Origin of the sequence: Heliobacterium mobile, assembly GCF_009720735.1 — a bacterium.
GTDB lineage: Bacteria > Bacillota > Desulfitobacteriia > Heliobacteriales > Heliobacteriaceae > Heliobacterium > Heliobacterium mobile.
Genome location: NZ_WNKU01000001.1, coordinates 204,013 through 230,780, shown reverse-complemented (window position 1 = coordinate 230,780; position 26,768 = coordinate 204,013). Strand labels below are relative to the sequence as shown.

General features: G+C 51.2%; 25 protein-coding genes and 1 riboswitch. Of the genes, 2 read left to right on the top strand and 23 right to left on the bottom strand.

The window, feature by feature from the left end:
• Positions 1 to 72 precede the first annotated feature (72 nt).
• The 7 genes from nrdG to GJ688_RS01095 form a co-directional block, all read right to left on the bottom strand.
• Entirely contained in the window at positions 73 to 576 is a 504-nt protein-coding gene (gene nrdG, locus GJ688_RS01125; RefSeq protein ID WP_155474687.1) for an anaerobic ribonucleoside-triphosphate reductase activating protein, read from the bottom strand.
• Between the two features lie 153 nt (positions 577 to 729).
• Positions 730 to 1,416 carry a zinc metallopeptidase gene (locus GJ688_RS01120; protein WP_155474686.1) on the bottom strand — a complete coding sequence of 229 codons (687 nt, stop codon included), beginning with the start codon at positions 1,414 to 1,416 and terminating at the stop codon, positions 730 to 732.
• A gap of 99 nt (positions 1,417 to 1,515) precedes the next feature.
• Complete coding sequence (locus GJ688_RS01115; RefSeq protein WP_155474685.1) at positions 1,516 to 2,274, bottom strand: ABC transporter permease; 759 nt, start codon at positions 2,272 to 2,274, stop codon at positions 1,516 to 1,518.
• A complete protein-coding gene (locus tag GJ688_RS01110; protein ID WP_155474684.1) occupies positions 2,264 to 3,121 on the bottom strand; it encodes an ABC transporter ATP-binding protein in 858 nt (285 codons plus the stop codon). Before GJ688_RS01110 ends, GJ688_RS01115 begins: the two co-directional genes overlap by 11 nt.
• The gene (locus GJ688_RS01105; protein WP_328597282.1) at positions 3,118 to 4,122 is read right to left on the bottom strand and encodes an ABC transporter substrate-binding protein; all 1,005 of its coding nucleotides are present in this window, start codon (positions 4,120 to 4,122) and stop codon (positions 3,118 to 3,120) included. The genes GJ688_RS01110 and GJ688_RS01105 overlap by 4 nt, the downstream gene beginning before the upstream one ends.
• 231 nt (positions 4,123 to 4,353) lie before the next feature.
• Positions 4,354 to 4,845: a phosphomethylpyrimidine synthase ThiC gene (locus GJ688_RS01100; protein ID WP_170291539.1), complete on the bottom strand. Its 492-nt coding sequence runs from the start codon at positions 4,843 to 4,845 to the stop codon at positions 4,354 to 4,356.
• Positions 4,846 to 4,951: 106 nt separating this feature from the next.
• A riboswitch (cobalamin riboswitch) is annotated at positions 4,952 to 5,122 on the bottom strand.
• A gap of 137 nt (positions 5,123 to 5,259) precedes the next feature.
• Positions 5,260 to 5,910, bottom strand: a complete 651-nt coding sequence (locus GJ688_RS01095; protein WP_170291538.1) for a histidine phosphatase family protein — start codon at positions 5,908 to 5,910, stop codon at positions 5,260 to 5,262.
• 199 nt (positions 5,911 to 6,109) lie between these two features.
• Between GJ688_RS01095 and recQ the strand changes: the two genes are divergently transcribed.
• Positions 6,110 to 7,894 (top strand): DNA helicase RecQ, encoded by a 1,785-nt coding sequence (gene recQ, locus GJ688_RS01090; RefSeq protein WP_170291537.1) that lies wholly within the window; start codon positions 6,110 to 6,112, stop codon positions 7,892 to 7,894.
• Between the two features lie 394 nt (positions 7,895 to 8,288).
• Here the strand turns inward: recQ and GJ688_RS01085 are convergent, their stop codons facing one another.
• A complete protein-coding gene (locus tag GJ688_RS01085; RefSeq protein ID WP_328597281.1) occupies positions 8,289 to 8,798 on the bottom strand; it encodes a ferritin-like domain-containing protein in 510 nt (169 codons plus the stop codon).
• Positions 8,799 to 8,947: 149 nt separating this feature from the next.
• Between GJ688_RS01085 and GJ688_RS01080 the strand changes: the two genes are divergently transcribed.
• Positions 8,948 to 9,619: a DUF4397 domain-containing protein gene (locus tag GJ688_RS01080; protein WP_155474681.1), complete on the top strand. Its 672-nt coding sequence runs from the start codon at positions 8,948 to 8,950 to the stop codon at positions 9,617 to 9,619.
• A 72-nt stretch (positions 9,620 to 9,691) separates the two neighbouring features.
• On the opposite strand, the gene GJ688_RS01075 is transcribed toward GJ688_RS01080, so the two are convergent.
• From GJ688_RS01075 to mraY, 15 genes are all read right to left on the bottom strand, one after another.
• Positions 9,692 to 11,821: an anaerobic ribonucleoside triphosphate reductase gene (locus GJ688_RS01075; protein WP_155474680.1), complete on the bottom strand. Its 2,130-nt coding sequence runs from the start codon at positions 11,819 to 11,821 to the stop codon at positions 9,692 to 9,694.
• 200 nt (positions 11,822 to 12,021) lie between these two features.
• Positions 12,022 to 12,480: a transcriptional regulator NrdR gene (gene nrdR, locus GJ688_RS01070; RefSeq protein WP_155474679.1), complete on the bottom strand. Its 459-nt coding sequence runs from the start codon at positions 12,478 to 12,480 to the stop codon at positions 12,022 to 12,024.
• 302 nt (positions 12,481 to 12,782) lie between these two features.
• Positions 12,783 to 13,043 carry a YlmC/YmxH family sporulation protein gene (locus GJ688_RS01060; RefSeq protein ID WP_170291536.1) on the bottom strand — a complete coding sequence of 87 codons (261 nt, stop codon included), beginning with the start codon at positions 13,041 to 13,043 and terminating at the stop codon, positions 12,783 to 12,785.
• A gap of 105 nt (positions 13,044 to 13,148) precedes the next feature.
• Entirely contained in the window at positions 13,149 to 13,922 is a 774-nt protein-coding gene (sigG, locus tag GJ688_RS01055) for an RNA polymerase sporulation sigma factor SigG (protein WP_170291535.1), read from the bottom strand.
• A 79-nt stretch (positions 13,923 to 14,001) separates the two neighbouring features.
• Positions 14,002 to 14,709: an RNA polymerase sporulation sigma factor SigE gene (sigE, locus tag GJ688_RS01050; RefSeq protein ID WP_328597292.1), complete on the bottom strand. Its 708-nt coding sequence runs from the start codon at positions 14,707 to 14,709 to the stop codon at positions 14,002 to 14,004.
• Between the two features lie 60 nt (positions 14,710 to 14,769).
• Positions 14,770 to 15,588, bottom strand: coding sequence for a sigma-E processing peptidase SpoIIGA (locus tag GJ688_RS01045; RefSeq protein WP_155474675.1), 819 nt, complete (start codon positions 15,586 to 15,588; stop codon positions 14,770 to 14,772).
• 159 nt (positions 15,589 to 15,747) lie between these two features.
• Positions 15,748 to 16,902, bottom strand: a complete 1,155-nt coding sequence (gene ftsZ / locus GJ688_RS01040; protein ID WP_170291534.1) for a cell division protein FtsZ — start codon at positions 16,900 to 16,902, stop codon at positions 15,748 to 15,750.
• A 178-nt stretch (positions 16,903 to 17,080) separates the two neighbouring features.
• A complete protein-coding gene (locus GJ688_RS01035) occupies positions 17,081 to 17,869 on the bottom strand; it encodes a cell division protein FtsQ/DivIB (protein WP_155474674.1) in 789 nt (262 codons plus the stop codon).
• 125 nt (positions 17,870 to 17,994) lie between these two features.
• Positions 17,995 to 19,257: a UDP-N-acetylglucosamine 1-carboxyvinyltransferase gene (gene murA, locus GJ688_RS01030; RefSeq protein WP_155474673.1), complete on the bottom strand. Its 1,263-nt coding sequence runs from the start codon at positions 19,255 to 19,257 to the stop codon at positions 17,995 to 17,997.
• Entirely contained in the window at positions 19,229 to 20,191 is a 963-nt protein-coding gene (gene murB / locus GJ688_RS01025; RefSeq protein WP_155474672.1) for a UDP-N-acetylmuramate dehydrogenase, read from the bottom strand. Before murB ends, murA begins: the two co-directional genes overlap by 29 nt.
• Before the next feature lie 22 nt (positions 20,192 to 20,213).
• Positions 20,214 to 21,614, bottom strand: a complete 1,401-nt coding sequence (gene murC, locus GJ688_RS01020; protein WP_170291533.1) for a UDP-N-acetylmuramate--L-alanine ligase — start codon at positions 21,612 to 21,614, stop codon at positions 20,214 to 20,216.
• Positions 21,615 to 21,759: 145 nt separating this feature from the next.
• Positions 21,760 to 22,899 (bottom strand): undecaprenyldiphospho-muramoylpentapeptide beta-N-acetylglucosaminyltransferase, encoded by a 1,140-nt coding sequence (gene murG / locus GJ688_RS01015; RefSeq protein ID WP_155474671.1) that lies wholly within the window; start codon positions 22,897 to 22,899, stop codon positions 21,760 to 21,762.
• A 300-nt stretch (positions 22,900 to 23,199) separates the two neighbouring features.
• Positions 23,200 to 24,297 (bottom strand): putative lipid II flippase FtsW, encoded by a 1,098-nt coding sequence (gene ftsW / locus GJ688_RS01010; protein WP_155474670.1) that lies wholly within the window; start codon positions 24,295 to 24,297, stop codon positions 23,200 to 23,202.
• A gap of 73 nt (positions 24,298 to 24,370) precedes the next feature.
• Positions 24,371 to 25,738: a UDP-N-acetylmuramoyl-L-alanine--D-glutamate ligase gene (gene murD, locus GJ688_RS01005; protein WP_155474669.1), complete on the bottom strand. Its 1,368-nt coding sequence runs from the start codon at positions 25,736 to 25,738 to the stop codon at positions 24,371 to 24,373.
• A gap of 60 nt (positions 25,739 to 25,798) precedes the next feature.
• On the bottom strand, positions 25,799 to 26,764 hold the full coding sequence (gene mraY, locus GJ688_RS01000; protein WP_155474668.1) for a phospho-N-acetylmuramoyl-pentapeptide-transferase: 966 nt from the start codon (positions 26,762 to 26,764) through the stop codon (positions 25,799 to 25,801).
• Positions 26,765 to 26,768: the final 4 nt, after the last annotated feature.

Here is a 26,768-nt window from a genome sequence, read left to right as displayed (position 1 = left end):
CGCTTCTCGTATCGAAGTAAAAAATGGTCTCCCCTTTTACTTTGACGGTTTACGCAAGCAAATCCATGGCGATCACTCGATCGCCGGGATGGCCTGACCGGAGGCGAGCGACTGAGCGCTCAACAATATTCGCTGGTTTCTTGAACCGCGAAAAGGAAGGGTCAAGTCTCGCTGTTCAGCCTTATAGGGTCCGTCGACAAGCCAGTCGGCCATGGAGAGAATTTGTATAATCTCAGGCTCTTTTCGTCCCATTTCGATGAGACCTTCAAAGGTATACCCCGAATAGACGACCAGGTGTAAGTCAGCAGCCTTGACTCGACGGGCCAGTTCGGCAAAACCTTTCGCTTGCAAAAAGGGCTCACCGCCAGTAAAGGTTACCCCTTGAATGTAGCGGGCCCGGCCGATCTCTGCCATGATCTCCTCCACATCCATCTCGGTACCCCCATTGGCATCATGGGTATGAGGATTGTGACAGCCTGGACAGGCGTGAAAACAACCCTGCGCAAAAATAGCCACCCGAATCCCCGGTCCGTCAACGATGCTGTCTGTAACGATGCCAGCGATGCGAAGTTTCATCGGTGATTCCACCTGCCTGCATTTGTAAAAATGTAATCCAGAAGAACAGTCTATGGAACGTTTGCAAAAAGAAGCCATTTTCATTATAGGCGAGGGGCTAAACGGTGAGAAGCCCCCCGCCAAAGCAGGAGGCTTCTCAAAAGGCCTGTCAGATTATTCGTCACGATTGACCGAGGAGAAAATTAACACATATTTAAACAATTCGGCGACTGCGACCAAGGCTGAGGCCACATAAGTGAGCGCCGCCGCGCCAAGGACTTTTTTGACACTGCCCATCTCATCGCGGCCAACATAGTTGTAGTGAGAAAGCATCTGCATGGCCCGATTGGAGGCGTTGAATTCTACTGGCAACGTAATCACTTGGAAAAGCACAGCTGCACTGAAGAAGATGATCCCGAAGAGAATCAGAGTAGGAAAGTGAAGGAAAAACCCCAACAGAAATAGCGGCATCGCAGCCATGGAACCAAGATTCGCCACAGGTACAAAGGCATGGCGAAGGGCTAATGGCGCGTAGCCTTTCGCGTGCTGGATGGCATGACCCACTTCGTGAGCGGCCACACCGAGGGACGCCACGGAGTTACCGTGGTATACATCCGGCGACAGGCGAACTGCCCGCGCGCGAGGGTCATAGTGGTCTGACAGCATTCCCTGTCCCATCTCGACCGGTACGTCGTACAGTCCGTTCGCGTCAAGAATTCCCCTTGCCACCTGGGCGCCGGTGTTTCCGCTCCTCGCTGAAACCGATGAGTACTTGCTGAACGTACTCGATACCTTGTACTGGGCGTACATGGCCAAGAGCATAAAGGGAAGCACCATAAAATCCAGGGGATGGAAAAACATCTGCTCACCTATCCTTTCACATCAATGGAGCAAAGGGTACACGCCATTTATTTTAACTTATTCCTTTAGAGTGGTCAATAATAATTGGTAAATGCTGGTTTATTCGACCTTTCTCCAAGCGCATAGCCATGTTTCGGCGGCGTCCACTAAAAGGATCAGGACGAATCCTAACAGAGCCATAGCGATGATCCCGGCAAACATATCGGCAGAAGCAGCCCGGCTCCAGGCGTCCATGATGTAGTACCCGAGACCTTCTGCCGTAGCAAAAGATTCAACGAGGAAGAGTACAGCCACCGTAGTTCCGGCGCTGATGCGCAAGGCCGTTAAAATGTCAGGGATACAGGCAGGGATGATGACATGGCGGTACAGGTCCCATTGCCCTCCTCCTAAGGATCGCAGCGACAAGATGTCCGCCTCTTGGACGGACTTGGCCGCATCTCGAGTTGTCACCAAAATTTGATAGGAAACGATGAGCGTAATCAAAAAAATCTTCGAACTGTCACCGATGCCTAAAAAAAGCAGCACAATCGGCAGAAAGACGATTTTCGGGATGGGATAGGTGAGAAAAACGAGGGGCGCCACCCACCGGTCGACAGCACGGTTTCGGCCTAAAAAAAGACCCAAGGGAACGGCCACGAGGACCGATATGATGATGCTCGCCATCACCCGGTAGGTGCTTACCCAAAGATGTAAGGCCAGTTTTCCCGCTAGGGCGGTAAAAAAAGCTTCAATAGCCCGGCTTGGCGTAGGCAACATGGGATTGTTCACCATCAGGGCGCCCACCTGCCAGATGGCGATCAGAAACAGGGTCGCTCCGGTTATGCCGGTCAGATCGCGCCAACCTTGCTTACGGTTCATCAGAGCTGACCTCCTCTGCCGAAAGCAGAGCTTTTCGAGCGTTCTCGTCGATATTTATCCCATTGCAGAAGTTTTGCCTCTTTTGCTGCGGATCACCAGCTTTGACAAGCTTGTCGAGGACGACGCGAATGCGATTGCAGGTCTCGTGAAAAGCACGATCCCGGCGATAGTCGGGGCGGCCCGAACGAGGATTCTCGATGTTGTCCAAAAGCTGTAAGGGAGGCCCGTCAAAGATCAAGATGCGTTGCCCCAGCAAGGCAGCTTCTTCAATGCTATGTGTGACGAGAAGAACTGTGAGCCCTTCGCGTTGGGCTATTTCCAGGATTAAATCCTGTAAAGACTCGCGGGTCAGCGCGTCTAGCGCTGAGAATGGTTCGTCCATCAATAGCAGATCCGGTTTTGTCGCTAAAGCGCGTCCAACGGCGACTCGCTGCCGCTGCCCGCCCGACAGTTGTCGAGGATAACGCTTCTCCATCCCTGCCAGGCCTAATCGAGACAGGATCGGCTGAATCGCTCTGAACGCATCGGACCGGCCTGTCCCTTGAATGCGCAAAGCTAAAGCCACATTTTCCTCTACCGTCTTCCAAGGAAAAAGACCGAAATCCTGAAGGATATAGGAAGTTTGCCGTCGTGGACCGGTGATGGCCTGACCGCCGACGTTGATCTTTCCCGCTTGAGGAGGGATGAGGCCGGCCAGCACTTGGAGCAAGGTACTTTTACCGCATCCAGAGGGGCCGATCAAGACACAACGCTCTCCTGGCGGCACTGTGAGGGACAAACGTTCCAACACCTGTACGCTTTCCGCCGTTTTGCCGTAGCGGAGAGAAACATCAGTCAGTTCGATCATGGCGCGAGTGTCGTATCCACCAGTTCTTCATAGGTATATGCCTTATCGAGCAGTTTTTTGCTGACCATCCAATTGATCACAGAGGCGACTTCCTCCTTCGTGGGCGGCACCGGTTTGGAAAAGGTCGGCAATGCATAACTGCCTTGAATCTCTTTCGGAATGTTAGCTTTCTCCACGACCAAAGAGCGGTACTTATTGGGCTCCTTGGTCATGGCCTCCCCGGCTTCTCCATACACTTGGACGACTTTTTTCAAAGCTTCCCCTTTTTTCTCTACGCTATCCTGGCGGAAAAGCAGAACGGTCTGGGAGATGTTCTTCTTCGTATCGTCCGCGATCAGCTTGGCCCCTTGCTTCTCAGCGAGAAAAGCTAAAGGGTCGGGAAGAATAGCTGCTTTCACCTGATCGCTCAGCAGCATCTGCAGGCGAATCGGCATCTTGGGAATGGCCGTCTTTTTCATCTCGTCAGCATGGAAACCGGCATCGCTTAACAACTGATCGTCGACAAACTCAATGATGCTGTTTTCCGAAACAGCGACGGGGACATTTTTCAAGTCTGCTAGCGAATTGATTCCCGATTTGGGCGACGCCAGCAAAGCAAAACGGCCTTCCTGGGGCGTTACGCCGAGACCGACAGCGGCCACTTTGACCGGTGTACCGCTCTTTTGCAGGAGTCCCACGGCGACCAGGTCTGCCACTTCCCCATCAATTTGACCAGCCTGCAAGGCGGCGTCCCGCTCTTGGGCTGAGGCGAAGGGCACCAGTGTCACATCCATATTTTTGTTCTTAAACATCCCTTCCTGTTCGGCCACATAGAAGGGCAGATTGTCTTCGATCGGCAAAACCCCTAGTTTAACGGGTCCGGAAATTTCTGTTTTTGCTGGTGAAGCTGGGTCGGTTTTGGTACCGCAACCGGTCAGAGAAACCGCCTGTACGGCTAAAAGGGCGGTCATCCCAGCGATCAGCAAGGTGCGAGAAAATTGATTCGATTTGAACATACCCATGGATTACAGCGCTCCTTTTTGTGATGTTAATAACACAAATAAGGTTATTTCGACAGGAGAGTTCATTCTCCTTCCCCTGCCCTTTGTCCAATCCTATGTAAAAATCCTCCCTCTATAAAAAGACCCCCTTTGACTGTGTAAGCCAAAGGGGGCAAATAAAAAGCGTCAATAAGAGCCCGCGACTCGACGTTATGACCTGCCTGTCGTCACTAATTTTCCTTGGGGAAGTCGCTATTCCATTCCCCTCCGCACTAACAGGTCTACAGTCGTAGCCAAGGTTCCGCCCTTTTGACCGCCTCGTCGGCAGGCGAAAACTTCATAGATCGGCAGGGAGCCGATAGGCTGTGGGCAATTCTGGAGGGTCCATTGAAGAAAACGGCGCAAACCGGAAACTAAGTCGCCGTCCTTTTCCACACCGATGGAAAGATCTATGATCGCATCGGCCCCCGCCGCCACTGCCACCTGCAGTTTTTCTTTTTCAAGGGCTTCCTGACCACCTGTCAGGGGTAAGCCGATGGAAGCGCTCACTTTTGTTGACAGCGGGCGGCCAAAAGCTACGGCCTTCCGCCCCTTGCTTCGATTTTTGTTCATCGGTAGAACAATGGTTCCTTCCGCCAGTCCCTGGCGGATCACTTCGGGGTAAACTTGCTCCTGCCAAGCTGCCTCCACCATCTCCGCTGTAGTGATGTTCCGGCAGGCTGCTTCACGCTGGGTCAGTTCCACAATCTCATCACTCCTTTTGAAAAGCAAAAAGTCCCCAGATCTGCATGATCAGATCTGGGGACTTTTCCATCATCCCACAAAGACACTACCCTTTTCCTGGAAGGGTACGTCGAACAGTGTACAGGCAGGTCTTCTGGCTCGGCTTAATCGTTTGCGGCGCCTTCCCTCACACGAAGTGGCTCATTGCAACAAACTCGACCATACAGCGGCGGGACCGCCCAGGATTCTCACCCGGTTCCCTATTCTCCCTCGCGGGCACCTGTAACCGTAGCTTATGCGGTTGTGCTTTCAGCGCTATCTTACCGGAGTATTTTTGCTTTGTAAAGGCAAATCATTGATTGTTTTTCCTCATTTCATCCATTTATCTCGCTTGATTGCGTAATTTATTTCAATCTCGAGTGGTTACATAAATTATTACGCTTGCCGAGCCGGCATCTGTATCGCCTCGGCCAGATCATCCACCTGGACGATAGATATCCCACCATTGCCAAGATCCTTTTTTAGCACTTGACAGCCCTTACGGGTTCGGATGTAAAGAAGAAGAACCCGTAAAAACCCTAGATGGGAGACGACGACGATGGGCCCCCGCTGCACTGCCAAGTTGAGCAGTTCTGCCCAAGCTTCGCGGGCACGATCGAAAGCCTGATACAAGGTTTCTTCATCGTCGGTCCAAGGCCAGACATGGCGCCATGTTGTCATGGTGATCAACAGCCAAAAGGGGATTTCTAGTTCTTTCCCACTCCAGGGCACCTTGGCCAGCACGATTTCCCCCAGGTTGTCCAAGGTGACCACGTCCCTGTTCCAGCGGCGGGCCAATATGGCCGCCGTCTCCTGGGCGCGCCGAAAGGGACTCGCCACGATGGTCTGAAAAGGGATATGTACCAGTTGTGCAGCCACTGACTCCACCTGTTTGATTCCGGTTGGATTCAACCGGACCGACAACGGTGAAGAGTCCATCATGCTGTTGAACGTATCAATCGTAAAGCGGGCCTGTAAGGGAATTATGTTTTCATCGGTTTGTCCATGTCGAATAAAATATATTTTCAGGTTGACCAACCTCGTCATATCAAATACTTTTAGTTTAGTATGGGTGTATGTAGCCGTCAAGAGATTTCTTCCATACTCTTCCACCGGCGAAGAAGGAAGGTTTACCTTCTTTGTCGAATAGTTTAGGGATCTTAGCGATGATTTTACCAATATACCTACACATTGCTTCATCATCAATGGCATTTCTTTTCGATATTTATTTCTGGAGTGGACAAAGGTGCTCACAAAAGCCCGTGAACTATTAAAAAAATATTATGGCTATCTTGCTTTTCGCCCAGGCCAAGAAAAAATCATCGGCAGTCTGCTGGCTGGATACGATACGGTAGGCATCATGCCCACCGGCGGTGGAAAATCCATCTGTTATCAAATTCCGGCATTGCTTTCCCCGGGGTTGACGCTGGTCATTTCACCGCTCATCTCACTGATGAAAGATCAGGTAGACAGTTTGAACAACCTCGGCATCGCAGCCACTTACATCAACAGTTCCCTCGAGGCTCAAGAGCAAGAGGCTCGCCTTTATCACCTTGCCCAGGGTTCCTATAAGCTGCTCTATGTGGCGCCGGAACGGTTGGAGTCATCCTATTTCCGCTCCCTCTTGCAACGTCAGAAAGTGTCCTTAGTGGCTGTCGATGAAGCCCACTGCGTCTCCCAATGGGGTCATGATTTTCGCCCCAGTTACCTCTCTATCGCTTCACTGATCGCCGACTTTGCCCAACGTCCTCGCGTGGCCGCCTTCACGGCTACAGCCACTGAATTGGTGACCAACGATATTGTACGACACTTAGGTTTAATTGAACCCCACCTCTATGTAACCGGTTTCGACCGTCAGAATCTCTCCTTTTCGGTCGTTCGCGGCGAAAACAAGAAAGACTTCATCTTGAAGTACATCAGTGAAAATAAGGAACGGGCCGGAATCATCTATGCGGCTACCCGTAAAGAAGTAGATAACCTCTACGAGTTTTTGCGCCGAAAAGGGATCACCTCAGGTAAGTATCATGCCGGTCTCAGCGATCTTGAGCGGTCCAGCGGCCAGGACGCTTTTCTCTATGACAATATCCGGGTCATGGTCGCTACCAACGCCTTCGGCATGGGGATCGACAAGTCCAATGTGCGTTTCGTGATCCATTACAATATGCCAAAGAATATGGAGTCCTATTACCAGGAAGCAGGCAGGGCAGGTCGAGACGGCGAGCCGGGCGAGTGTATTCTGCTCTACAGCCCCCAAGATACCCACATCCAAAAATATCTCATTGAGCAGAGCCAGATGACACCGGAACGAAAAAGCATGGAATACCGGAAACTGCAGTCCATGATCGATTATTGTCATACCCAACGGTGCCTGCGTCAGAATATCCTGGCCTACTTTGGTGAAGAAGGTCCCGACTTCTGTAACAACTGCAGTACCTGTAACGACGCTGTCGAAGAGACAGACATCACCGTAGAGGCACAGAAGATTTTTTCCTGTATCCGACGCATGCAAGAGCGCTTTGGCATGTCCACCGTGGCGGAAGTGTTGAAAGGCTCTAAAAACAAAAAAGTGGACCAGTTCGGATTTCACCGCCTGTCCACGTACGGGTTGATGAAAGAGTATAAACTAAAAGAGATTACCGATATGATCAACATCCTCGTGTCGGAGGGATACCTCTATGTGACGGAAGGCCAGTTTCCTGTCGTCCGTCTTTTAGATAAAGCCATCCCCGTGCTGAAAGGGCAGGAACAGGTCTTCCAGAAAACCCGCAAGCGCACTCGTAAGCTTCAAGCTGATTCGACCCTCTTCGAGCGTCTGCGCCGCTTGCGCAAGTCTATCGCCGATAAAGCCGGTATTCCTCCCTACATCGTCTTCCCCGACAGCACCCTGCGGGAGATGAGTGACCGTTGCCCGACCGATCGACAATCGCTGCTTTCGATCAGCGGCATCGGCGAACGGAAGCTCAACCAGTATGGCGAGACTTTTCTTGCCGAGATTCGCGACTATCAATCGGAATCAGCTAATAGTCGGTAAAGTTAAATTGAAAAAGATGTACCTCTTCTGTCTGACATAATACTTGTAGTATCAGATTCAAAAATGGGGTCTTGCATTTAAACATCGTGGTAAATCGGGGTGTAATGACTCCGCTCGCTAAGGGCTCCGTGGCTGTTCGCTCGGTTGCTCCGCGGGTGCGCCAAACCTCTGAGCGTTTTTGCATGTAAACCTTGGCGCACTATTCCGCTTCGCAACTATCGCTCACGACGCCCCTCCGCCCAAAACGCTCACTCCGTCATTACACCCCAGATTTTTCCCAAGACATAATTTTACCGTTAAAAACAAAGATAAAAACCAATGATTATGCAGAATGTTCAACCGATCTTTTTCCTGAAGTTGTACATGCCCATGACCGATTCGTCATGGGCGTTTCTTATCTCTGACCTGATAGGCAATTCAACGTATATAAAAAGTTCCATTTGGACCCATGTTTCAGTTCATCCGTGTAAATCTCTGTGATCATATTCCGATAGGGGAGGAATTCGAAACCGTTCAACGCTTTTCGATACCGTTCCACCGCCGCTAGTTCTCCGAAGAGAGCCTTTTTAATGCCTTCACAGAAACTCTTCGGTTCTTCGAAGGATACCTCAGCCGTCTGCGGTATGTCTTGGCCGGTCACCTCCCAGTATATCTGACGCAGCATCTTAAAATGCTTTAATTCATCATCGCGGATGGAGGCGACAATCTCTTTTTGTTCTTGCGGTGCTGCATTGAGCAGGTAGTTGTAAAACAACTCATCTTCTTTTTCTGCACTTACCGATTGGATGATGATTTGCAACGCTTCAGGATAGGCGTATACAGGGACATACATAAAAGTGGGATAGTACTTGTAGGTGGTATAGGGATAGCCCGGGTATGGTGACTTGAGGTATGACGAGTTCACAGTCTCAACTCCTCTGTTTTTGAGTAGATTATGCACCGCCCCTATCTCGGTGCTTCATTTCTTACATCTTCCTGCTCTCACCCTTTGCCCGTTCGCAGCATATGGATGCTACAGGAAACGAGTTCGCATTGGGAAAGGATGACCGTTGGATGCATGACGATTTCTTTTACCCTTTAGACAGTGATTACCATGCTTCTGTAGACGGGCAGTCGTTTGTCCGTATTCTCCATGCAGCCCCTGGTGCCCCTGCAGTAGATGTCTATGCCAATAATGTTCTCATCGTCCGTAACTTGACCTACCGGCAATTTACGCAGTACTTGCCCCTCTTCCCGGGCCGCTATCGGATCGTGGTTTTTCCCGCAGGCTCTCGGACCAGCCCTGTCATCGATGCGACCCTTTCCATCCCAGCAGGAACTATCTACACCGCCGCAGCGATCGGAACGCTGCCCAATCTTCGCTTGCTTCCCATCGCTGATCCCTGTATCGCCAGGGGCTTCGGCCAATCCTATGTCCGTTTCGTCCACCTCTCCCCCAACACGCCGGCGGTGGACATCGCCACATCGACAGGGGTCCAACTGTTCCGGAACGTAAGCTATACGCAAGTGACCGACTACATCCCCGTCCAGCCGGGTCTGTATACCTTAGAGGCTCGCCCAGCCGGAACCAATCAAGTCGTATTAACCGTACCGAATGTACGTATAGCGGCGAATCGCATTCTCTCGGTCTACGCCATCGGCTTGTCTGGAGGTCAGCCTTCTTTGCAGGTGCTCATCCCCCTGGATGGCAATGCCTATTTACCGGTGTGCCGCTTTACCCGGTAAAGAATCTACCCGCAAAGAAAAAAGCACCCATTTGCGCAAGGCCTTTTGGGTGCTTTTTTCTTTATTCTATTTCTATTCTCTCAATAAAAACTCATGTTTCGTCCGGCTTGACTCTTCTGCCTTCTTGGCATCGTTGAAGTGATCGAGAGTGGACAGGTAGCCGGTGATCCTCCGGACCCGGGAGATGGCACCGCTGTCACATTTGGGGCAGGAATCTTCCGGAATGACGCCGTTGTAGCCGCAGCGTTTGCAGATATCTACGGGGAAGTTGACGGCAGCATAGCCCATGTCAGCTTCATACATGGCTTTGATAATCGCTTCAAAAGCCTGCAAATTGTGTTCCGGCGCTGATGGAAGTTCCACATAAGAGATATGTCCAGCATTGGTATATTGGTGGTAGGGGCCTTCGATAGCGATTTTTTCAAAGGCATTGATTTTATAGTCAACAGGTACATGAAAGGAATTGGTATACCAATCACGGTTGGTTACTCTTTCGACGATGCCGAAGCGTTCCCGGTCCTTTTTGGTAAATTTCCCTGATAAGCCTTCGGCCGGTGTAGCTAATAAGGAAAAGTTCAGACCGTATTCGTTTCCTGCTTCATCCATCCGCTGGCGCATATGCTTCACAATCTCGAGGCCGAGTTCCTGAGCAGCTTTCGATTCGCCGTGGTGCTTGCCGACCAAGGTGATGAGGCATTCGGCGAGTCCGATGAAGCCCATCGATAAGGTGCCGTGCTTGATGACAGGCTCGATTTTATCGTTCCAACCAAGCTTTTCACTGTCTAGATAGAGCTTCTGGCCCATGAGGAAGGGGAAATCCTTTACTTTTAAGTTCTTCTGTACGTCATAGCGGGTAAGGAGTTGTTGAATGACGAGATCGATCGTCTCGTCGAGCAGCTTCCAGAATTCCTTCATGTCTCCTTGCGCGCGCAGCCCTAACCGAGGCAGGTTGATGCTGGTAAAGGACAGGTTACCACGACCGTCAGTCACTTCAGGCCCGTTGAGGTTGGCCATGACCCGGGTCCGGCAGCCCATGTATGCCACTTCTTGACCTTGTTCGTTGTAATCCTTGTTGAAAGAGGCGTCTTGGAAGGCAAAGTTGGGGAAAAGGCGTTTACAGGCTACCTTCATCGATAGCTGGAAAAGGTCGTAGTTGCGATCGCCCGGCTCGTAGTTGATACCTTTTTTGATCTTGAAGCAAACGTTCGGGAAGATGGGCGCCTCCCCTTTGCCTAATCCTTTCTCATAAGCCATCAGAAAGGATTTCGTGATCAATCGCCCCTGCCAAGACGTATCGGTGCCGAAGTTGATCGACGAAAAGGGAACTTGAGCGCCAGCCCGGCTGTGCATGGTGTTCAGGTTGTAGATGAAGCCCTCCATGGCCTGATAGGTCTCGCTTTCGACTCGTTCCATGATCAATTTAGAGAGCTTGTCCTCATCGGCCTCAACAGCCAAGGCCTTTATGGCTTGCCGAAGATCCCGCTCCTGCCGTACGTACTCGGCCTGCACATAGGGTGCCATGTCACGGTCGAAATAAGCGAAGGACTGTCCGCCGTGCATATCGTTTTGATTGGATTGAAGGATGATCGCAGCCAGGGCAGCAGCCGTCTTGACACTCTTGGGTGAGCGGATGTAGCCATGGCCGTTGTCAAAGCCTTCACTCAACAGCTGTCCTAGAGGGATTTGCAGGCAGGTGAGGGTTTTTCCATACCAAGCCAAGTCATGGATATAGATATCTCCATCGCGGTGGGCCGCTGATTCATCTTCGGGGATAACCCGGTTTAAATAATAGTTGACTGAAGCGATTTCAGAGATCTGGAGCACTTTTGCCGAAGGGCTGTTCGAGACGTTGGCGTTTTCCCGGTTCGTCTCTTTAAGGATTTCGCTCACCGTGTCCATGAGATCCGATTTCCCGTCGCGGATGCGATTTCGCTGATTTCGGTATAGGATATAGGCTTTCGCCGTCCGAGCATGTCCGCTTTCGATGAGCACCTTTTCCACCATATCCTGCACGTCTTCGACGGAGAAGATATTGCCGTTGTACTTGCTTTTTAAAGCCTTGAGGACCTGCAATGTCAGTTCCATGGCCAACTGCCGGTCTTCTCCCCCGACGGCGTGAGCCGCCTTGAAGATGGCATCGGTGATTTTTGATTCGTGGAATTCGGTCACCCGTCCGTCCCGTTTCCGAATCTTACTGAACAATCGGTACTCCTCCTCCATTGCCCTATTTGCGGCAATGTTTTTTACTATTAACACAGTGTGATTATTTATTAAAAAGGACAGAACATGCCCTTATCGATCTTAAATTACTTTTACAAACTGTTTTATCACCTATGTATTAAAAATTAGTATCAAGAGAACCTTTCCACAAAAGCTCTATGAATTGGATCTGCCGTCGATTGCTACCGCTTCTGATGTAGAAGAGTCTCCAATTCCTCCAAAAAGCGGCCCACATCTGTAAACTGGCGGTAGACCGAGGCAAAACGAACATAAGCCACTTCGTCGATACTCCGCAGCCGTTGCATGACCAACTCGCCGATCTGTTGGCTAGGCACTTCCCGTTCCGATTGGCTGCGCAGGTCCCGTTCGATGACAGAGACGAGTTCTTCTAACGTATGTAATGGGATCGACCGCTTTTCGCAAGCTCTCAGTAGGCCCGAGAGAAGTTTATTGCGATCAAAAGTCTCTAAGGAACCGTCTTTCTTGCGAACCACTAAGGGCGTCTCTTCGACACGCTCAAGGGTAGTGAAACGGCGGCTGCAGTCCATGCACTCCCGTCGACGGCGAATGACACGGCCTTCTTCGAGACTGCGAGTTTCCAAAACTTTGGATTCCGAATGACCACAATAGATACACCGCATCGACTTTTTCCTCCTATCCGACACTAGATCTAGGAGCAGGTTTATTATAAACCCCTATATCTGTGACGGTCAAGGAGCATTTTTCCAAATCTCTTGGGACATTAGTCTCGTTTTTTCACGCAAAAAGTAGGCATAAAGGCCGCTTTCCGGAAAGACAACTGTAATTCTATCTCTCTCCGACAGAATCAGCAAGGCTTGAAATCCATAAAAAAAACGGGTACCTTCTACGATACCCGATGATATTTTACATTTATTTGATTTACCTTCTCTTTTCGTTTTCGACTGTTTCTTTGATTTACCGATCATCCGAAGTCCATATTCGATTCGCTAAAATTGCTCACATCGACCAGGATAACATCAACGCCGATTTTTCGGATCCGGTCCCAGGGAACAACCAGGTCGTCTCCCCGACTGAAGAAATTCATTCTTCCTTGTCCCGGTAGTACGATCGCCTTTACCTTCCCCATCTCCGGATCAATGTCGATATCCTTGATCATACCTAACCGGCGCCCATCGGCTACGTTGACGATATCACGTAAGCGCAAGTCCGAAATCTTAATCACAGTCTGCCACCTCCCTCTTGCTGCTACATATTATGAGGAGAGGGGCTGAACCGTGACTTCATTTCCACCAAAAACCAGACATATTTTCGTTAGACCTGTTTTTAATTAAACATGTTTGCGCATATGGGTCAAAGCAGCCTTCTCCAGTCGTGACACCTGGGCTTGCGAGATGCCGATCTCATCGGCCACCTCCATCTGTGTCTTTCCTTCAAAGAATCGCAGCGTAAGGATGAGTTTTTCCCGGTCGTTCAATCGCCGCAAAGCTTCCCGGACGGCAATACCTTCGAGCCACTGGGTGTCTTGGTTTTTCTCATCGCCGATCTGATCCATGACAAAGATAGGATCTCCTCCATCATGGTAGATCGGTTCGAAGAGAGAGATGGGCTCCTGAATCGCATCGAGGGCAAAGACCACATCTTCCCGGGGAAAACCGAGAGCATCGGCGATCTCTGATACAGAAGGTTCCCGAGACAGTTGGTTGACCAGTTGATCACGAATCTGGAGGGCTTTGTAGGCGATATCCCGCAAGGAACGGCTGACCCGAATCGGGTTATTGTCCCGCAGGTAGCGGCGAATTTCACCGATGATCATCGGTACGGCATAGGTGGAGAATTTTACGTTCTGGCTAAGGTCAAAGTTATCAATGGCTTTCATCAGTCCGATGCATCCGACTTGAAAAAGGTCATCCACGTATTCACCGCGATTGGTGAAGCGCTGGATGACACTTAAAACTAATCGCAAATTGCCACTGATTAACTTTTCCCGGGCATGCGTTTCCCCTGACTGCATGGCCTGAAACAAGGTTCTCATTTCTGCATTGGTGAGCACGGGCAACTTAGAGGTGTTCACGCCGCAGATTTCCACCTTGTTGACCATCATGGGCAACCCTCCCGACGGCGGCATTCATTACACCCTCTAGTATTGCCCGGCCTTTTTGCCTTATACTGCCGTCAGAAACTTATTCCATCCGATTCATTTCCTTGCGCAAGCGCTTGATGATCCGTTTCTCCAACCGTGATATGTAAGACTGAGAGATACCGAGCATGTCGGCCACTTCTTTCTGTGTCTTTTCCCGACTGTCTCGCAGACCGAACCGTAATTCGACGATGCGCCGTTCTCGCGTGGTCAGTTTGCTCATAGCCGCCTGCAAAAGTTTGCGGTCCACTTCTTCTTCGATCGATTTATAGATGATGTCGTTTTCCGTGCCGAGGACATCGGACAAGAGCAGTTCGTTGCCATCCCAGTCGATGTTCAAAGGCTCGTCAAAGGACACTTCCGAGCGTGTCTTGTTGTTGCGCCGCAAATACATGAGAATTTCATTTTCAATGCACCGGGAGGCGTAGGTGGCCAGCTTGATCTTTTTTAAGGGGTCGAAGGTGTTCACAGCTTTGATGAGACCAATAGTACCGATGGAGACGAGATCTTCAATACCCACACCGGTGTTTTCGAACTTACGGGCGATATAGACGACGAGGCGAAGATTGCGCTCGATCAGTATGGACTTGACCGTCAGATCGCCTCTCTCTAGAGCCTCCAAAAGATGATGTTCTTCATCATTGCTTAAGGGCGGCGGCAAGGTCTCGCTGGAACCGATGTAGTGTACCTCAGGAATGAGGTTGAACCGGCGTAAAAGATTGTAAAATTCTGATTGGAAGTAATTTTTCACCGCCTTTGGCGATATACTGGTTACAGCAGATTTGTTCACGCTTGACATCCTCCTTTGGAATCACCATCCCCAGGCGTCAGGCACCAAGGCCCTATATTGACCGGACGGATCAAGTTTTTGCCGGGTAATACCGATGAGCGCACCGGTACACTCCATGTTTCGTCCCTCGGCGGAACGCAGTTCCACCCGCAACGGGCGGAACCCTAATATCAGTCCGTCGGGATTGCCTATGGATTTGTAGGGGATAAAGCGAGGGCTTAGAGGAGATTCACTGACGATGGAGTTCTCTTTCCATCCGTCCGGTAGGAACGGATCCAGGCTGTCTTGTTCGACGACGATGACCGGTGCTCCCGTGATGGGGTCTACAAGCCGATTGCCGCTGTCAATCAGCGCCGGTATGGTAGACACTCCGCCGGGCATGTGGACAGTCAATTCGGCCTGCCAGGCACCTTTTTGGCGAGCTTGCCGCCAGAGGAGCATTACTGCTGCTGTTAAGGCTGCTGCCAACAGCAAGAGGACCCAAAAGGTTCCTGTCCCTGTCTCTGAGGGCGCCAACGAGTAGAGGATCCCTCCGGCAACCCAGGCGCTGAGGTAGAAGATCGACCAAGCCTGAAGGGTCTTTCTCCATCCCTGTAACGAAAAAGCTGCTTTGACCATCAGGCCGCCCAGGAGCAATTTCATCACCCAGGTGAGCACGATTCCGGCACTGAACCAAAGAAAGGGTAAAGAAAGGGTAGCGCCGAGGAAGGCTGCCAACGCCAACCGTAACGGCCGGATCGGCAATCGCAGTACAGCGCTGGTTATGCTCAACAGGATGGCGTCCATCATAAAGTTGATGATCCATAAAACATCCCAATAGATAATCAGGCTTTCGCCCAAACTGGTTCACCACCGATGTGCCATTCCGTTTACAGGAATAATTATACCGAATTTAATTTACAAAATTTGTCAGTTCCTGCGCTAAATGAAGGAAATGTAAAAAAAATAAAACCCTGCAGCCTGAGGCTGTAGGGTTTCATAATCTCTCGATTTTTTCAGTTATCCTTTGTATTTCCGCAAAAAGACCGGGATATCTATGTCGTCCACAAGGGGAACCGGCTTGACTTCCATGGTTGGCTGGGGAGTTGCCACCGGTTGCGGTTGCACAAATTTTTCCTTCGTTCCTGCCGAAGGGGCAAAACCCGACGGTATTCCAGGAGATACAACTCGCGTCACTGGTTGTGGAACCGGTTGGACGTGTCGTTGATCGAATCCTGTTGCAATCACGGTGACCCGTACTTCATCTTCCATCGATTCGTCAATAACAGCGCCGAAGATGATATTCGCTTCTGGGTCGGCCACCTCGGTGACAATCTCGGCAGCTTCGTTGACTTCCAGCATGCCTAAGTTGACGCCACCAGTGATGTTCATCAGTACACCTTTGGCCCCCTCGATGGATGTCTCCAATAAGGGGCTGGAGATGGCCTTCTTCACCGCATCAACGGCACGATGCTCGCCGGAAGCGACACCGACACCCATCAGTGCCGATCCTGTATCAGTCATGATCGTCTTCACATCGGCAAAGTCCAGGTTGATCAAACCAGGAACAGCGATGAGGTCCGATATGCCCTGAACACCTTGGCGCAAGATATCATCAGCCAGCCGGAAGGCTTCATTCATGGGAGTATGTTTGTCCACAACCTGCAGGAGCCGGTCGTTCGGGATGACGATCAACGTGTCGACAGCTGCCCGGAGTTCTTGAATTCCTCTCTCCGCCTGCATCGCCCGTTTGCGTCCTTCAAAGGTGAAAGGCCGGGTTACAACACCGACCGTGAGGGCGCCCAATTCCTTGGCCACTTCGGCGACGACCGGTGCAGCTCCAGTTCCTGTGCCGCCACCCATACCAGCCGTGACGAAAACCATGTCGGCTCCTTTTAAGGCGTTCAGCAGATCTTCCCGGCTTTCTTCCGCTGCCTTCTTGCCGATGTCCGGATTGGCTCCGGCGCCAAGCCCCTTGGTCAGCTTCGTACCGACCTGCATCTTAGTCTCCGCTCTGGAAAGATGCAACGCTTGGGCATCCGTGTTGACAGATATAAACTGTACACCACGTACCCCGTGGGAGATCATTCGATTCACTGCATTATTGCCGCCTCCGCCTACACCAACGACCCGAATCACTGCCAGCGGATTCAGATCTACGTCTAGCTCGAACACACGGAGAACCTCCTTTATAAGCTGGCTTGATATCTGATACGAAAAAGATAATCTTATGTACGTTATGGCATTATTTTATATGCTTTTTACGTTGTTGTCGCTATATCTTCGCGAAAAACCTTAATTTTCCTCTCTCTGTCGACTACTTTTTTATATTTATTATGTACTTCTTTTTGCGCTACTGACGCTTGTTCGAACGAGGTTGGTAAGGATTCCGCAAAGGTTCTTTTTTCGTTTCGTTGGTCTCACGCGGTTTCACCACGGGTGCTTTGGGAGAAGAAATATCGATATATTGTATCTTTTCCGAACCACCGTTGTTCGTTAGCTGCTTCAACATTTCTGTGAGCATATCCCCCTTGGCGGGAATGTCCTCGGCAGTGCCGAAACGAACCTCCAGACCTTCCTCCGTGTAGAGGATCAATCGATGACCGGCTGATACATGAATCTCTCCGACGCGGGCCAAAACCGACGAAGTCAGTTCCGTAGACACTTTCAAAGCCACTGGTAAGCCTTCGGCGTCAATCGGTTGACCAGGACCGGCATTCAAGGGCACCTGGACGCCCGTAATGATCGGCAAAGGTATACCGTAAATGCTTTCCACTTTGCGTAAAAATATTCCCTGCTGATCGATGAGTATAAAAGACCCAGCTTGTCCTACCACAGCGATCGGTTTTCGCTCTTTGATCTCGATGAGAACGGTCGAAGGCCACTGCCGATGAATTTCTACGGTCTCCACTTGCGGATGAAACAAGAGCTGTTGCTTGATACGTTGGGTATCAAGACGCCAAATGTTCTCTCCCGAATGAATCCCGGAGAGTTTGACGATTTCCTCTTGATTGATGAGGCTGATACCCTGCACATTGACCTGGGAGACGCCAAAGTATGGAGAATGTAAAAAATAATAAGCGGCCAGCAACAATAATGATACAAAAAAGAAAAGGAGCACGCTGGCGCGTCCCCGGCGCATTATTCAGCCCCCTTCGTGGGAAAAACTGCCATATGTTTATTATAGCAAATATTTATTCAACTGTAAAAGGTCTATAGGCCTAAAATGTAAAAAAGCCCCGAGTTTTCACACAGGGCTCTATCCCCTTATGATTCTTCTCGGATAATGTTGGCCCCTAAGGAAGCCATCTTCTGAGCCAAATTCTCATAGCCTCGATCGATGTGGTAGATTTTTTCGACGGTTGTACCGTTTTCAGCGGAGAGTCCTGCTAGGATTAAGGCGGCTCCTGCTCGAAGATCGGTACATTCCACAACAGCACCGCTCAAACGGGGAACCCCTTTGACGATGCTGAGCCGTCCTTCTTGACGAATATTGGCACCCATGCGCCGCAATTCGTCAACATGCTTAAATCGATTCTCGAAGATAGATTCAGAGATGACGCTCGTTCCCTCACTGACAGCCATGAGCGCCATCATCTGAGGCTGCATATCCGTCGGAAATCCGGGATAGGGCATCGTTTTGATGTCTACCGATTGGCTGGTTTTTGCCGCCACTACTCGGATCGTGTCTCCCTCTTCCTCCACGGTTGCGCCAGTCTCCCGCAGCTTTGCCGTGATCGGTTCTAGGTGTTCAGGAATCACGTTGGTCAAAGTGATATCTCCGTCAGTGATGGCTGCGGCGACCATAAAAGTGCCCGCCTCAATGCGGTCTGGAATCACTTGATGGGAACATCCACCTAATTTCTCGACGCCGTCGATGCGGATGATATCCAAACCGGCACCACGCACTCTGGCGCCCATGGAGTTAAGGAAGTTTTGCAGGTCCACAATTTCCGGCTCTTTGGCCGCATTTCGGATCACCGTGGTTCCCTTAGCCAAGCAAGCAGCCATGATCAAGTTTTCCGTCGCTCCAACACTGGGAAAATCAAGATGGATTTCAGTACCTTCCAAGTGATCGGTCTCTACCTCGAAGTAACCGTGCTTTTCTACGTAGCGAGCACCCATCTTCTGCAGTCCGCGCAGATGCAGTTCCATGGGCCGGCTGCCAATCGAACAGCCTCCGGGGTGGAAGAGACGAACCTTGCGAAAACGGGTAAGCAGTGGTCCCAATACAAGATTGGAAGCGCGCATGCGACGCATCAAATCGGCCGATATTTCCACCGTATCCGCTTTTGACGCGTCGATGCTTAAGCGCTCCCCTTCCCACTGGACTTTCGCTCCGAGAACTGACAACAGTTCCAACATCACATCGACGTCGGTCAATTGCGGTACATCTTTGATCCGACAGCAGCCTGAAGACATTAAAGAAGCTGCCAAAATGGGCAGTACGGCATTTTTTGCACCGCTGATCCGTACTGTTCCGGTGAGAGGGATTCCCCCCTTAATGCGAATCCTTGGTTCCCCTATCATCAACCTGCCCCCCTGATTCACCGATGACACGTACTTCTGAGTTCAGTTCAATTCCGCAGGTGACCCGCACTTTTTCTTTAACGGCTTCGATCAATGCCAATACGTCTTTTGCCGTAGCCTCACCGGTATTGATGATGAAGTTCGCATGCTTCGGCGATACTTGCGCTCCGCCGATCGCAAAGCCCTTCATACCTGCTTTTTCAATCAGTCTGCCAGCCGAATCAGCCGGCGGATTTAAAAAGACGCTGCCTGCGTTAGGCCACTCCAGGGGTTGAGTAGCTTTTCGCTTGGCTAGAATCGTATCCATGAACGCTTCCATTTCTCCGGTCGTGCCGGGATGGAGATCCATACAAGCGCGAAGCACCAAGGCTTTTTCTTGCTGCAGCCGTGAATGACGATAACTGAAGTTCATCTCTTCCCGAGTTAAGCGCCTCTTGCAGCCTTGCGCATCCAGGATATCGACCCATCGCAGCACATCGCTGATGGAACCGCCGTGAGCGCCTGCATTCATGATGACGGCTCCGCCGACCGATGCGGGAATGCCGACAGCAAAAGCGAGACCTTGCAGCCCTTGCCGGGCGGCAAAACGAGCGAGACCAGGCAGAGAGCACCCAGCCCCAACGATGACTTGGTTCCCCTCTTGAGTTCGCTGGCTAAATTCTTTCCCAAGATGAATGACAACACCGCGAATGCCTTTGTCAGCAACAAGCAGGTTTGATCCCAGCCCGACGACCGTCCAGGGGACATGGTTTTGATTGCAGTTACCGATCAAAAGAGCCGCATCTTCTTCATCAGCAGGTACAGTAAACAGATCGGCCGGTCCGCCGATGCGCCAGGTAGTATGGAGAGACATGGGCTCATTGACTTTCCACTTGCCCCGAAAACCGCTGGTGATTCGGTTGACTCTGTCGGAAAAACTCCCTATGTCCCCCATCGTTCCCCACCTGCCATTTTCGTTAGAAATTATTTGTCAGAATTGTTTTTTCTTTCAATCTGGACAAAAGCTCCGTCCCTACTGTCCATATGTTCCCGGCGCCCATGGTGATCGCCAGATCGCCGGGGTTCGCTTTATCCAGAAGGAAGTTTATGATTTCTTCTCTTTCTGCAAAATAGAGCGCTTTTTTTCCACAATGGCTTTCAAAGGCGTCCACAATCAATCTAGCCGATACGCCCGGAATGGCAGGTTCACCGGCGGGGTAGATTTCATTGATGATAACCAAATCAGCCTCATCAAAGGATTTGCCAAACTCTTGATACTGATCACGTGTACGTGTAAACCGGTGTGGTTGGAAAATCGCAATCAATCGTTTCGGTTCTCTCTGACGGGCCGCAGCCAAGGTAGCCTTTACCTCGGTAGGATGGTGGGCATAGTCGTCGACAATGGAAATATCGTTTACGATTCCGGTCAGTTGGAACCGGCGGCCAGCGCCATTAAAGCGGGCAAGTGCAGCTAAGGCGCCCTCCGCAGGCAGGCCGATCAAGTCAGCACAAACGAAAGCGGCTAAAGCATTGCTGATGTTGTGTTCCCCCGGAACGGCCAGGCGCAGACGTCCCAACAAAGTTTCACCCCGGTAAATATCCGCTTCGGAACCCTCCGGGGTTAAAGAGAGGTTTTCGGCCCGGTAATCGGCCGGTTCTTTTACTCCGTAAGTAACCACTGTTGGCCCTAGTTTTGCACGGGCCATCTCTCGAAGACGAGGATCATCATTACATAATACCAGGAAGCCTTCTTTGGAGACCCGCTCTGTAAAAGAATAAAAAGCTTTGATGATCGCATCGATCGATTCGTAGTGATCCAGGTGGTCATCTTCAATGTTGGTGATCACAGCCATCCAAGGAGAGAGTTTTAAAAAGGATCCGTCACTCTCATCGGCTTCGGCAGCCATGTATTCTCCCTTGCCCCACTTAGCATTTCCGTCGATCTCCCGGATCTCGCCGCCAACGAGAATGGCTGGATCGAGATCGTTTTGTTCCAACATCAATCCGATCATGGCACTGGTCGTCGTTTTTCCATGGGCTCCAGCGACAGCGATGCCTTTTTTCAAATTCATCAACTGAGCCAGCAAATCAGCCCTGTGCAGGACGACTAAACCCCGTTTTTTTGCCAGGCATAGTTCCGGATTGTTCTCCCGGACAGCCGTCGAGACGACGACCACCTTAACGCCTTGATCCAAATTTTCTTCTTGATGACCGGTGTAGACCATCGCCCCTTGAGCGGTCAAACGCCGGGTAACCGCCGTATCGGCCAAATCGGATCCGCTGACTTTATACCCCTGCTCAAGCATCACCTTGGCCAGACCGCTCATTCCGGTTCCGCCAATGCCGATAAAGTGCACCCATGTTCCCTTTGCTAACACCGAAACTGTCAACTCCTTTCCCGGGAAGTACTGTTTTCGACTCTTACTGCATCCGATGCCCGGTTGGGACTGCTACATAGTATGCATAGTGTCCCAACGTGCTCCTGAGCTTGTCTTAACAGGTCGGGAATAAGAAGTCCCGGTATCAATGCCGAGACTTCATCACCCGTTCGATTTCAGATAAAATATGGGCCAACGCTTCCGGTCTGCCGGCGCTGCGAGCCGCTTGAGCCATCGCTTCTACCTGCTGGCGATGGCTCAACAAGTGAAAGACCATCTCCTGAAGCTGTTCACTCGTCAATTCTCGATCCAAAATCACCTTTGTTGCCCCGATAGATTCAAGACTGCGGGCGTTCGCCTCTTGATGATTTTCAGCGGCATAGGGATAAGGGATTAAAATCGATGCCAACCCTCTGGCGGTGATTTCCGAGATAAAGGCCGCTCCGGCGCGACCGACACAGAGGTCGCTGGCAGCTAGGGCGTAATCCATTCGGTCCAAGTATGGCAGTAATTTAATATTGCCACATTTCTCCAGAGCTATTCCAGCATCCTCATAGAGAAGCCTTGTCTCATCATAATTGCTTTCACCAGTCACATGCAAGACCTGGTAACGATCTTGTCCGGCCAAATTTCGAGCTAATGGGGCCATGGCTTCATTCAACCGCTTGGCGCCGCGGCTACCTCCAACGACGAGCAGCACCTGAGCTTCCGGCGGGATCTGAAAGAACTTCCTTCCTTCTTCCCGCGAGGCCGAAAGAATGCTAGGCCGAACAGGCAGGCCCGTTACAATGACATCGTTTGCCTTGAGACGCTTTTGGGCTTCCGGAAAGGTCAGCATAACAGAGCCCACCCGGGGGGCCAAGATGCGGTTGGTCACACCAGGGTAGGCGTTTTGCTCATGGATCAACGCTGGGATGCCGAGCAAGGTGGCAGCCATAACTACGGGAAAAGCGACAAAACCCCCGGTGCCAATCACCGCGTCTGGTTTCAGGCGCCGCAAAAAGATCAGTGCTTCCAACAATCCCCGTCCCGTGTCACCGATGGCTGCCAGGTTTTTCAGGCTCAGGCCCCGCTCCAAACCACGGCAATGAACGGTCTTTAAGGGAAATCCCTCGCGAGGAACGATGGTGTTTTCAAGACCCCGTTTGCCTCCTATGTACTCAATCGAACAACCGGGGAAGCGTTCCTGTAGTCCCCGGGCGATCGCCAGAGCCGGATAAATATGTCCACCTGTCCCTCCGCCGGTGAGTACAAATTTGCGCTTCTTCCGTATCAGACCGCCCATGCTATGCCACCCTTTTCAGCCATAACTTAGTTACTAGACTCTAACAAACAAGACTATCCATTATCAGAAGTAAAATCTGGGGTGTAATGGCGTAGTGAGCGTTTTGGGCGGAACGGCGTCGAGAGCGAGAGTTGTGAAGCGGATAAGTGCGCCAGGGTTAACATGCAGAAAAGCCCAGAGGTTTGGCGCACCCGCGGAGCAACCGAGCGAACAGCCGTGAAGCCCTTAGCGAGCGGAGTCATTACACCCCGATTTACCATAATGTATCACTAACTGTAAGAACCCTGTATCTTAGGTGTCTCATCTATTGAACCTAGAAATGCTCAAAAGCAGCCCGATCCCCGACAATGTGAAGACCAGCGACGAACCACCATAAGATAAGAAAGGAAGTGTTATCCCCGTAACCGGCAGCAATCCACTGACGACGCCCATGTTGATGACAGCCTGCAAGGCTACCTGCACCGTCAGTCCCATGGCCAAGATGCTGCCGAAAGCGTCGGGGCACGCTACAGATACCCGGATGCCGCGCCAGACGAGGACAAAAAAGAGCAAAATGACACAAACGGCGCCGATCATGCCCAGCTCTTCACCGAGGATAGCGAAAATAAAGTCCGTGTGCTGCTCTGGCAGGTAAAAGTACTTTTGTTTACTTTGCCCTAATCCGGCGCCGAAGAGCCCACCCGAGCCAAGGGCAAAAAGGGATTGCAGCGTTTGGAAGCCTGTTCCGACCGGGTCGGCCCAAGGATCGATAAAGCCTGTAATCCGACGCATCCGGTACGGTTCCAAGATGGCCGCAAGAGCAATCAGTACGATACCGAGGGCGCCCAGCCCAAGAATATGTTGTTTTTTTGCCCCTCCCACATAGAGCATGAAAAAGAGGGTTCCACAGACAGCCATGGCTGTCCCTAAGTCTGGCTGAGCCAAGATCAACAAGCCGATGATGCCCATGATGGCCAGGTAGGGCAGCAGACCCTTTTTAAAGTCGGCTAACTTATGGGGCTCTTTCGATATGTTGTGGGCGAAATAGATCACACCGGCCAGCTTGACTAACTCGGACGGTTGAAAAGATCCCGGACCGAGATTTAGCCAACGAGTAGCGCCCATGATATTTTTACCGACACCGGGAATGAAAAGAGCAACCAACAGGAAAAGACTGACCAAGAGAAAAGGTTTGCTGAATCGAGCCAATTTCCGGTAATCAAAACGCATGGCTATGATCATCACAGCGATCCCCACGAGGGCCCACATGAACTGGCGCTTAAAGAAATAGAAGGGATCATTGTAATAGTAGGCAGCCTTGACCGAGCTGGCACTCATGACCATGACGATTCCAAAGGTCAACAATAGAATGACGGCCAAGAAAATGGTGAAATCAGGTGCTCTTGGTTTGAGTCGCAAGATCCTCCCCCCTCGACCTCATTCATCCTATTGCCACCGGCTATTTAATTGCCGTGGCTGGAAATGGGTAAGTTTAACCTGCTTGCAGTTGACGGACTAATTCTTTAAATACCCTTCCCCGCTCTTCATAGTTCGGAAACATATCCAAACTCGCGCAGGCCGGGCTCAGTAGGACCACATCGCCCGGTTGGGCCAGCTTCGACGCTTCCGCTACGGTCTCTGCAAAGGTTTGAACCCGTGTAAACTGATCGTAACCGCTGGAACGGAGCGCCTCTTCGAGGATAGGTGCTGCTTGGCCCACCAGGACAACAGCCTTTACCCGTTCCTTGATGAGCGAGGCCAACTCACGGAAGTCACTGCCTTTGTTTTTTCCTCCGGCAATGAGGACAATCGGTTTGTCATAAGACTCAATAGCTTTGATGGAAGCATCGGGGTTCGTACCTTTGGAATCATTGATGTATTCGACGCCGTTCACCATACCGACTGGCTCCATGCGATGTTCTACCGGCTGGAAGTTCCGGGCGGCTCTAGCGGCTACGGCAGGATCGATACCCAGTCCAATCGTTCCAGCCAGAGCGGCGAGTGCGTTTTCGACATTATGTTTTCCCTTGATCTGCAGTTCGTCGATAGCCAGGACGGGTTGGTGTCCATCCTCACCGGCATACCAAATCATCCCGTCTTGACAATAGGTACCTGCATCTACTTTTTGCTGACGGCTGAAGTAGAGAACCTTCCCCTGGCTTTGTTCGCCGAGCGAAGATACCAGCGGATCGTCTGCGTTCAAAACGGTAAGGTCGCTCGCTTGTTGGTTCATAAATATTCGAGCTTTGATGGCCCGATAATTTTCCATTGAACCATGACGATCCAGGTGATCAGGCGTGATGTTCAAGATCATAGCGACACGTGGACGAAACTTGTCGGTCGTCTCCAACTGAAAAGAAGATACTTCGGCAACGACCCAACGATCAGCGGAAAGGTGCTGCGACTCTTCCACCAGAGGCTGACCGATATTTCCTCCTACGAAAGGATTCCAGCAAGCCTCGGTTAAAATAGCCCCGATGAGTGATGTCGTCGTCGTCTTGCCGTTTGTGCCGGTGATGGCGATGAAGGGCGCCTGAGAAAGCAAATAGGCGATCTCCAATTCACCGGTGATGGGAATCCCCTTTTCTGCAGCCTCTAGTGCCGGAGGAACAGTCAAGGGCACACCAGGGCTCATCAAGACTTCTTGAAATCCTTCATCTGTAATGGAAGGATAGCCGCCTCCGTGGACTTTTACCCCTGCGCCAGTTAATTCATCCCGGCAGGCTATATCCGATGTTGCTTTTGTATCACAGAGTGTGACGGCAGCACCTAGGCGAGCTAAGGTCCTTGCGGCAGCGATTCCGCTTTTGCCGGCTCCAACCACCAGAACCTTGCGTCCGTCTTGCCAGCGATTCGTCAACAGTGTCATCCCTTTCTACTTTCCGTTAAAAAACTCCGGGTGTTCCAAGCTCGTGGGTCTTTAGAAACGAATATTGAAGGCTAACATAGTACCGATCGAAGCAGCCACCAGTTGAGCTGCCCAGAAGGAGTAAACGACCGTTTCCTCTCGCCAACCGCCCAGTTCAAAGTGGTGATGGAGAGGGCTCATGCGAAAGATCCGTTTCCCGGTCATTTTAAAAGAAGCCACTTGTAAGATGACCGAGAGGGTTTCGGCGACAAAGACAGCACCCATAACCGGCAGGATGAGCTCTGAGCGGGTGAGCATCGCCAACGTGGCAATCGCACCGCCTAGGGCCAGTGAGCCTGTATCTCCCATAAACATACGAGCAGGATGGCGGTTGAAGAACAAAAAACCGATACAACCGCCTGCTAAGGCCGCTGCAAAAATCGCCGTCAGCGGCTGAATTTCTGCGGAAGCAAGAACAGCAAAAGCGAGAGCTACCCAGAAGGTCATTCCCGCGGCTAATCCGTCAAGGCCGTCGGCCAGGTTTACGGCGTTCGTCGTACCCGTAACGACGATAAAGGCGAGGATGTAGTACAAAAATCCAGCGTCCCACCAGGTGTTCCAGCCGGGAATGTAAATGGCTGTTCCCCGGTCTAGACCGTGGACGATGGCGTAAATCAAAACAATCGTTACAAATACCTGAGCGATGAACTTTTCCCGTGCTTTTAGACCCAGGTTTCGCTTTTTCACCACTTTAATGAAATCGTCAAGAAATCCGATAAGTCCAAAGCCTAACGTCCCCAACAGAAGAACGCCGACGATGCCGTTTAGGCCGGCTGTAACGAGGGCAGCGATAGGGATAGCGATCAAAAACAGAATTCCGCCCATCGTCGGCGTTCCGGCCTTGCTCTGGTGAGCTTTCGGTCCTTCTTCTCGAATGCTCTGGCCGAGCTTGAGCCGACGCAATACCGGTATCAGCCACGGGCCTGTGATCAGACCGATAGAAGCGGCAATGATAAAAGCGATAATCATGGATTGCATTGTT

Excerpts from the sequence above, each read along its gene's own strand:
- GJ688_RS01110 (WP_155474684.1), bottom strand. The coding sequence starts at position 3,121 with ATGATCGAACTGACTGATGTTTCTCTCCGCTACGGCAAAACGGCGGAA.
- nrdR (WP_155474679.1), bottom strand. The coding sequence starts at position 12,480 with ATGCGGTGTATCTATTGTGGTCATTCGGAATCCAAAGTTTTGGAAACT.
- GJ688_RS01035 (WP_155474674.1), bottom strand. The coding sequence starts at position 17,869 with ATGCGCCGGGGACGCGCCAGCGTGCTCCTTTTCTTTTTTGTATCATTA.
- sigG (WP_170291535.1), bottom strand. The coding sequence starts at position 13,922 with ATGATGGTCAACAAGGTGGAAATCTGCGGCGTGAACACCTCTAAGTTG.
- GJ688_RS01095 (WP_170291538.1), bottom strand. The coding sequence starts at position 5,910 with ATGACGAGGTTGGTCAACCTGAAAATATATTTTATTCGACATGGACAA.
- nrdG (WP_155474687.1), bottom strand. The coding sequence starts at position 576 with ATGAAACTTCGCATCGCTGGCATCGTTACAGACAGCATCGTTGACGGA.
- GJ688_RS01080 (WP_155474681.1), top strand. The coding sequence starts at position 8,948 with ATGCATGACGATTTCTTTTACCCTTTAGACAGTGATTACCATGCTTCT.
- GJ688_RS01115 (WP_155474685.1), bottom strand. The coding sequence starts at position 2,274 with ATGAACCGTAAGCAAGGTTGGCGCGATCTGACCGGCATAACCGGAGCG.
- murG (WP_155474671.1), bottom strand. The coding sequence starts at position 22,899 with ATGGGCGGTCTGATACGGAAGAAGCGCAAATTTGTACTCACCGGCGGA.
- GJ688_RS01120 (WP_155474686.1), bottom strand. The coding sequence starts at position 1,416 with ATGTTTTTCCATCCCCTGGATTTTATGGTGCTTCCCTTTATGCTCTTG.
- murB (WP_155474672.1), bottom strand. The coding sequence starts at position 20,191 with ATGGGGGACATAGGGAGTTTTTCCGACAGAGTCAACCGAATCACCAGC.
- murA (WP_155474673.1), bottom strand. The coding sequence starts at position 19,257 with ATGATAGGGGAACCAAGGATTCGCATTAAGGGGGGAATCCCTCTCACC.
- mraY (WP_155474668.1), bottom strand. The coding sequence starts at position 26,764 with ATGCAATCCATGATTATCGCTTTTATCATTGCCGCTTCTATCGGTCTG.
- GJ688_RS01105 (WP_328597282.1), bottom strand. The coding sequence starts at position 4,122 with ATGGGTATGTTCAAATCGAATCAATTTTCTCGCACCTTGCTGATCGCT.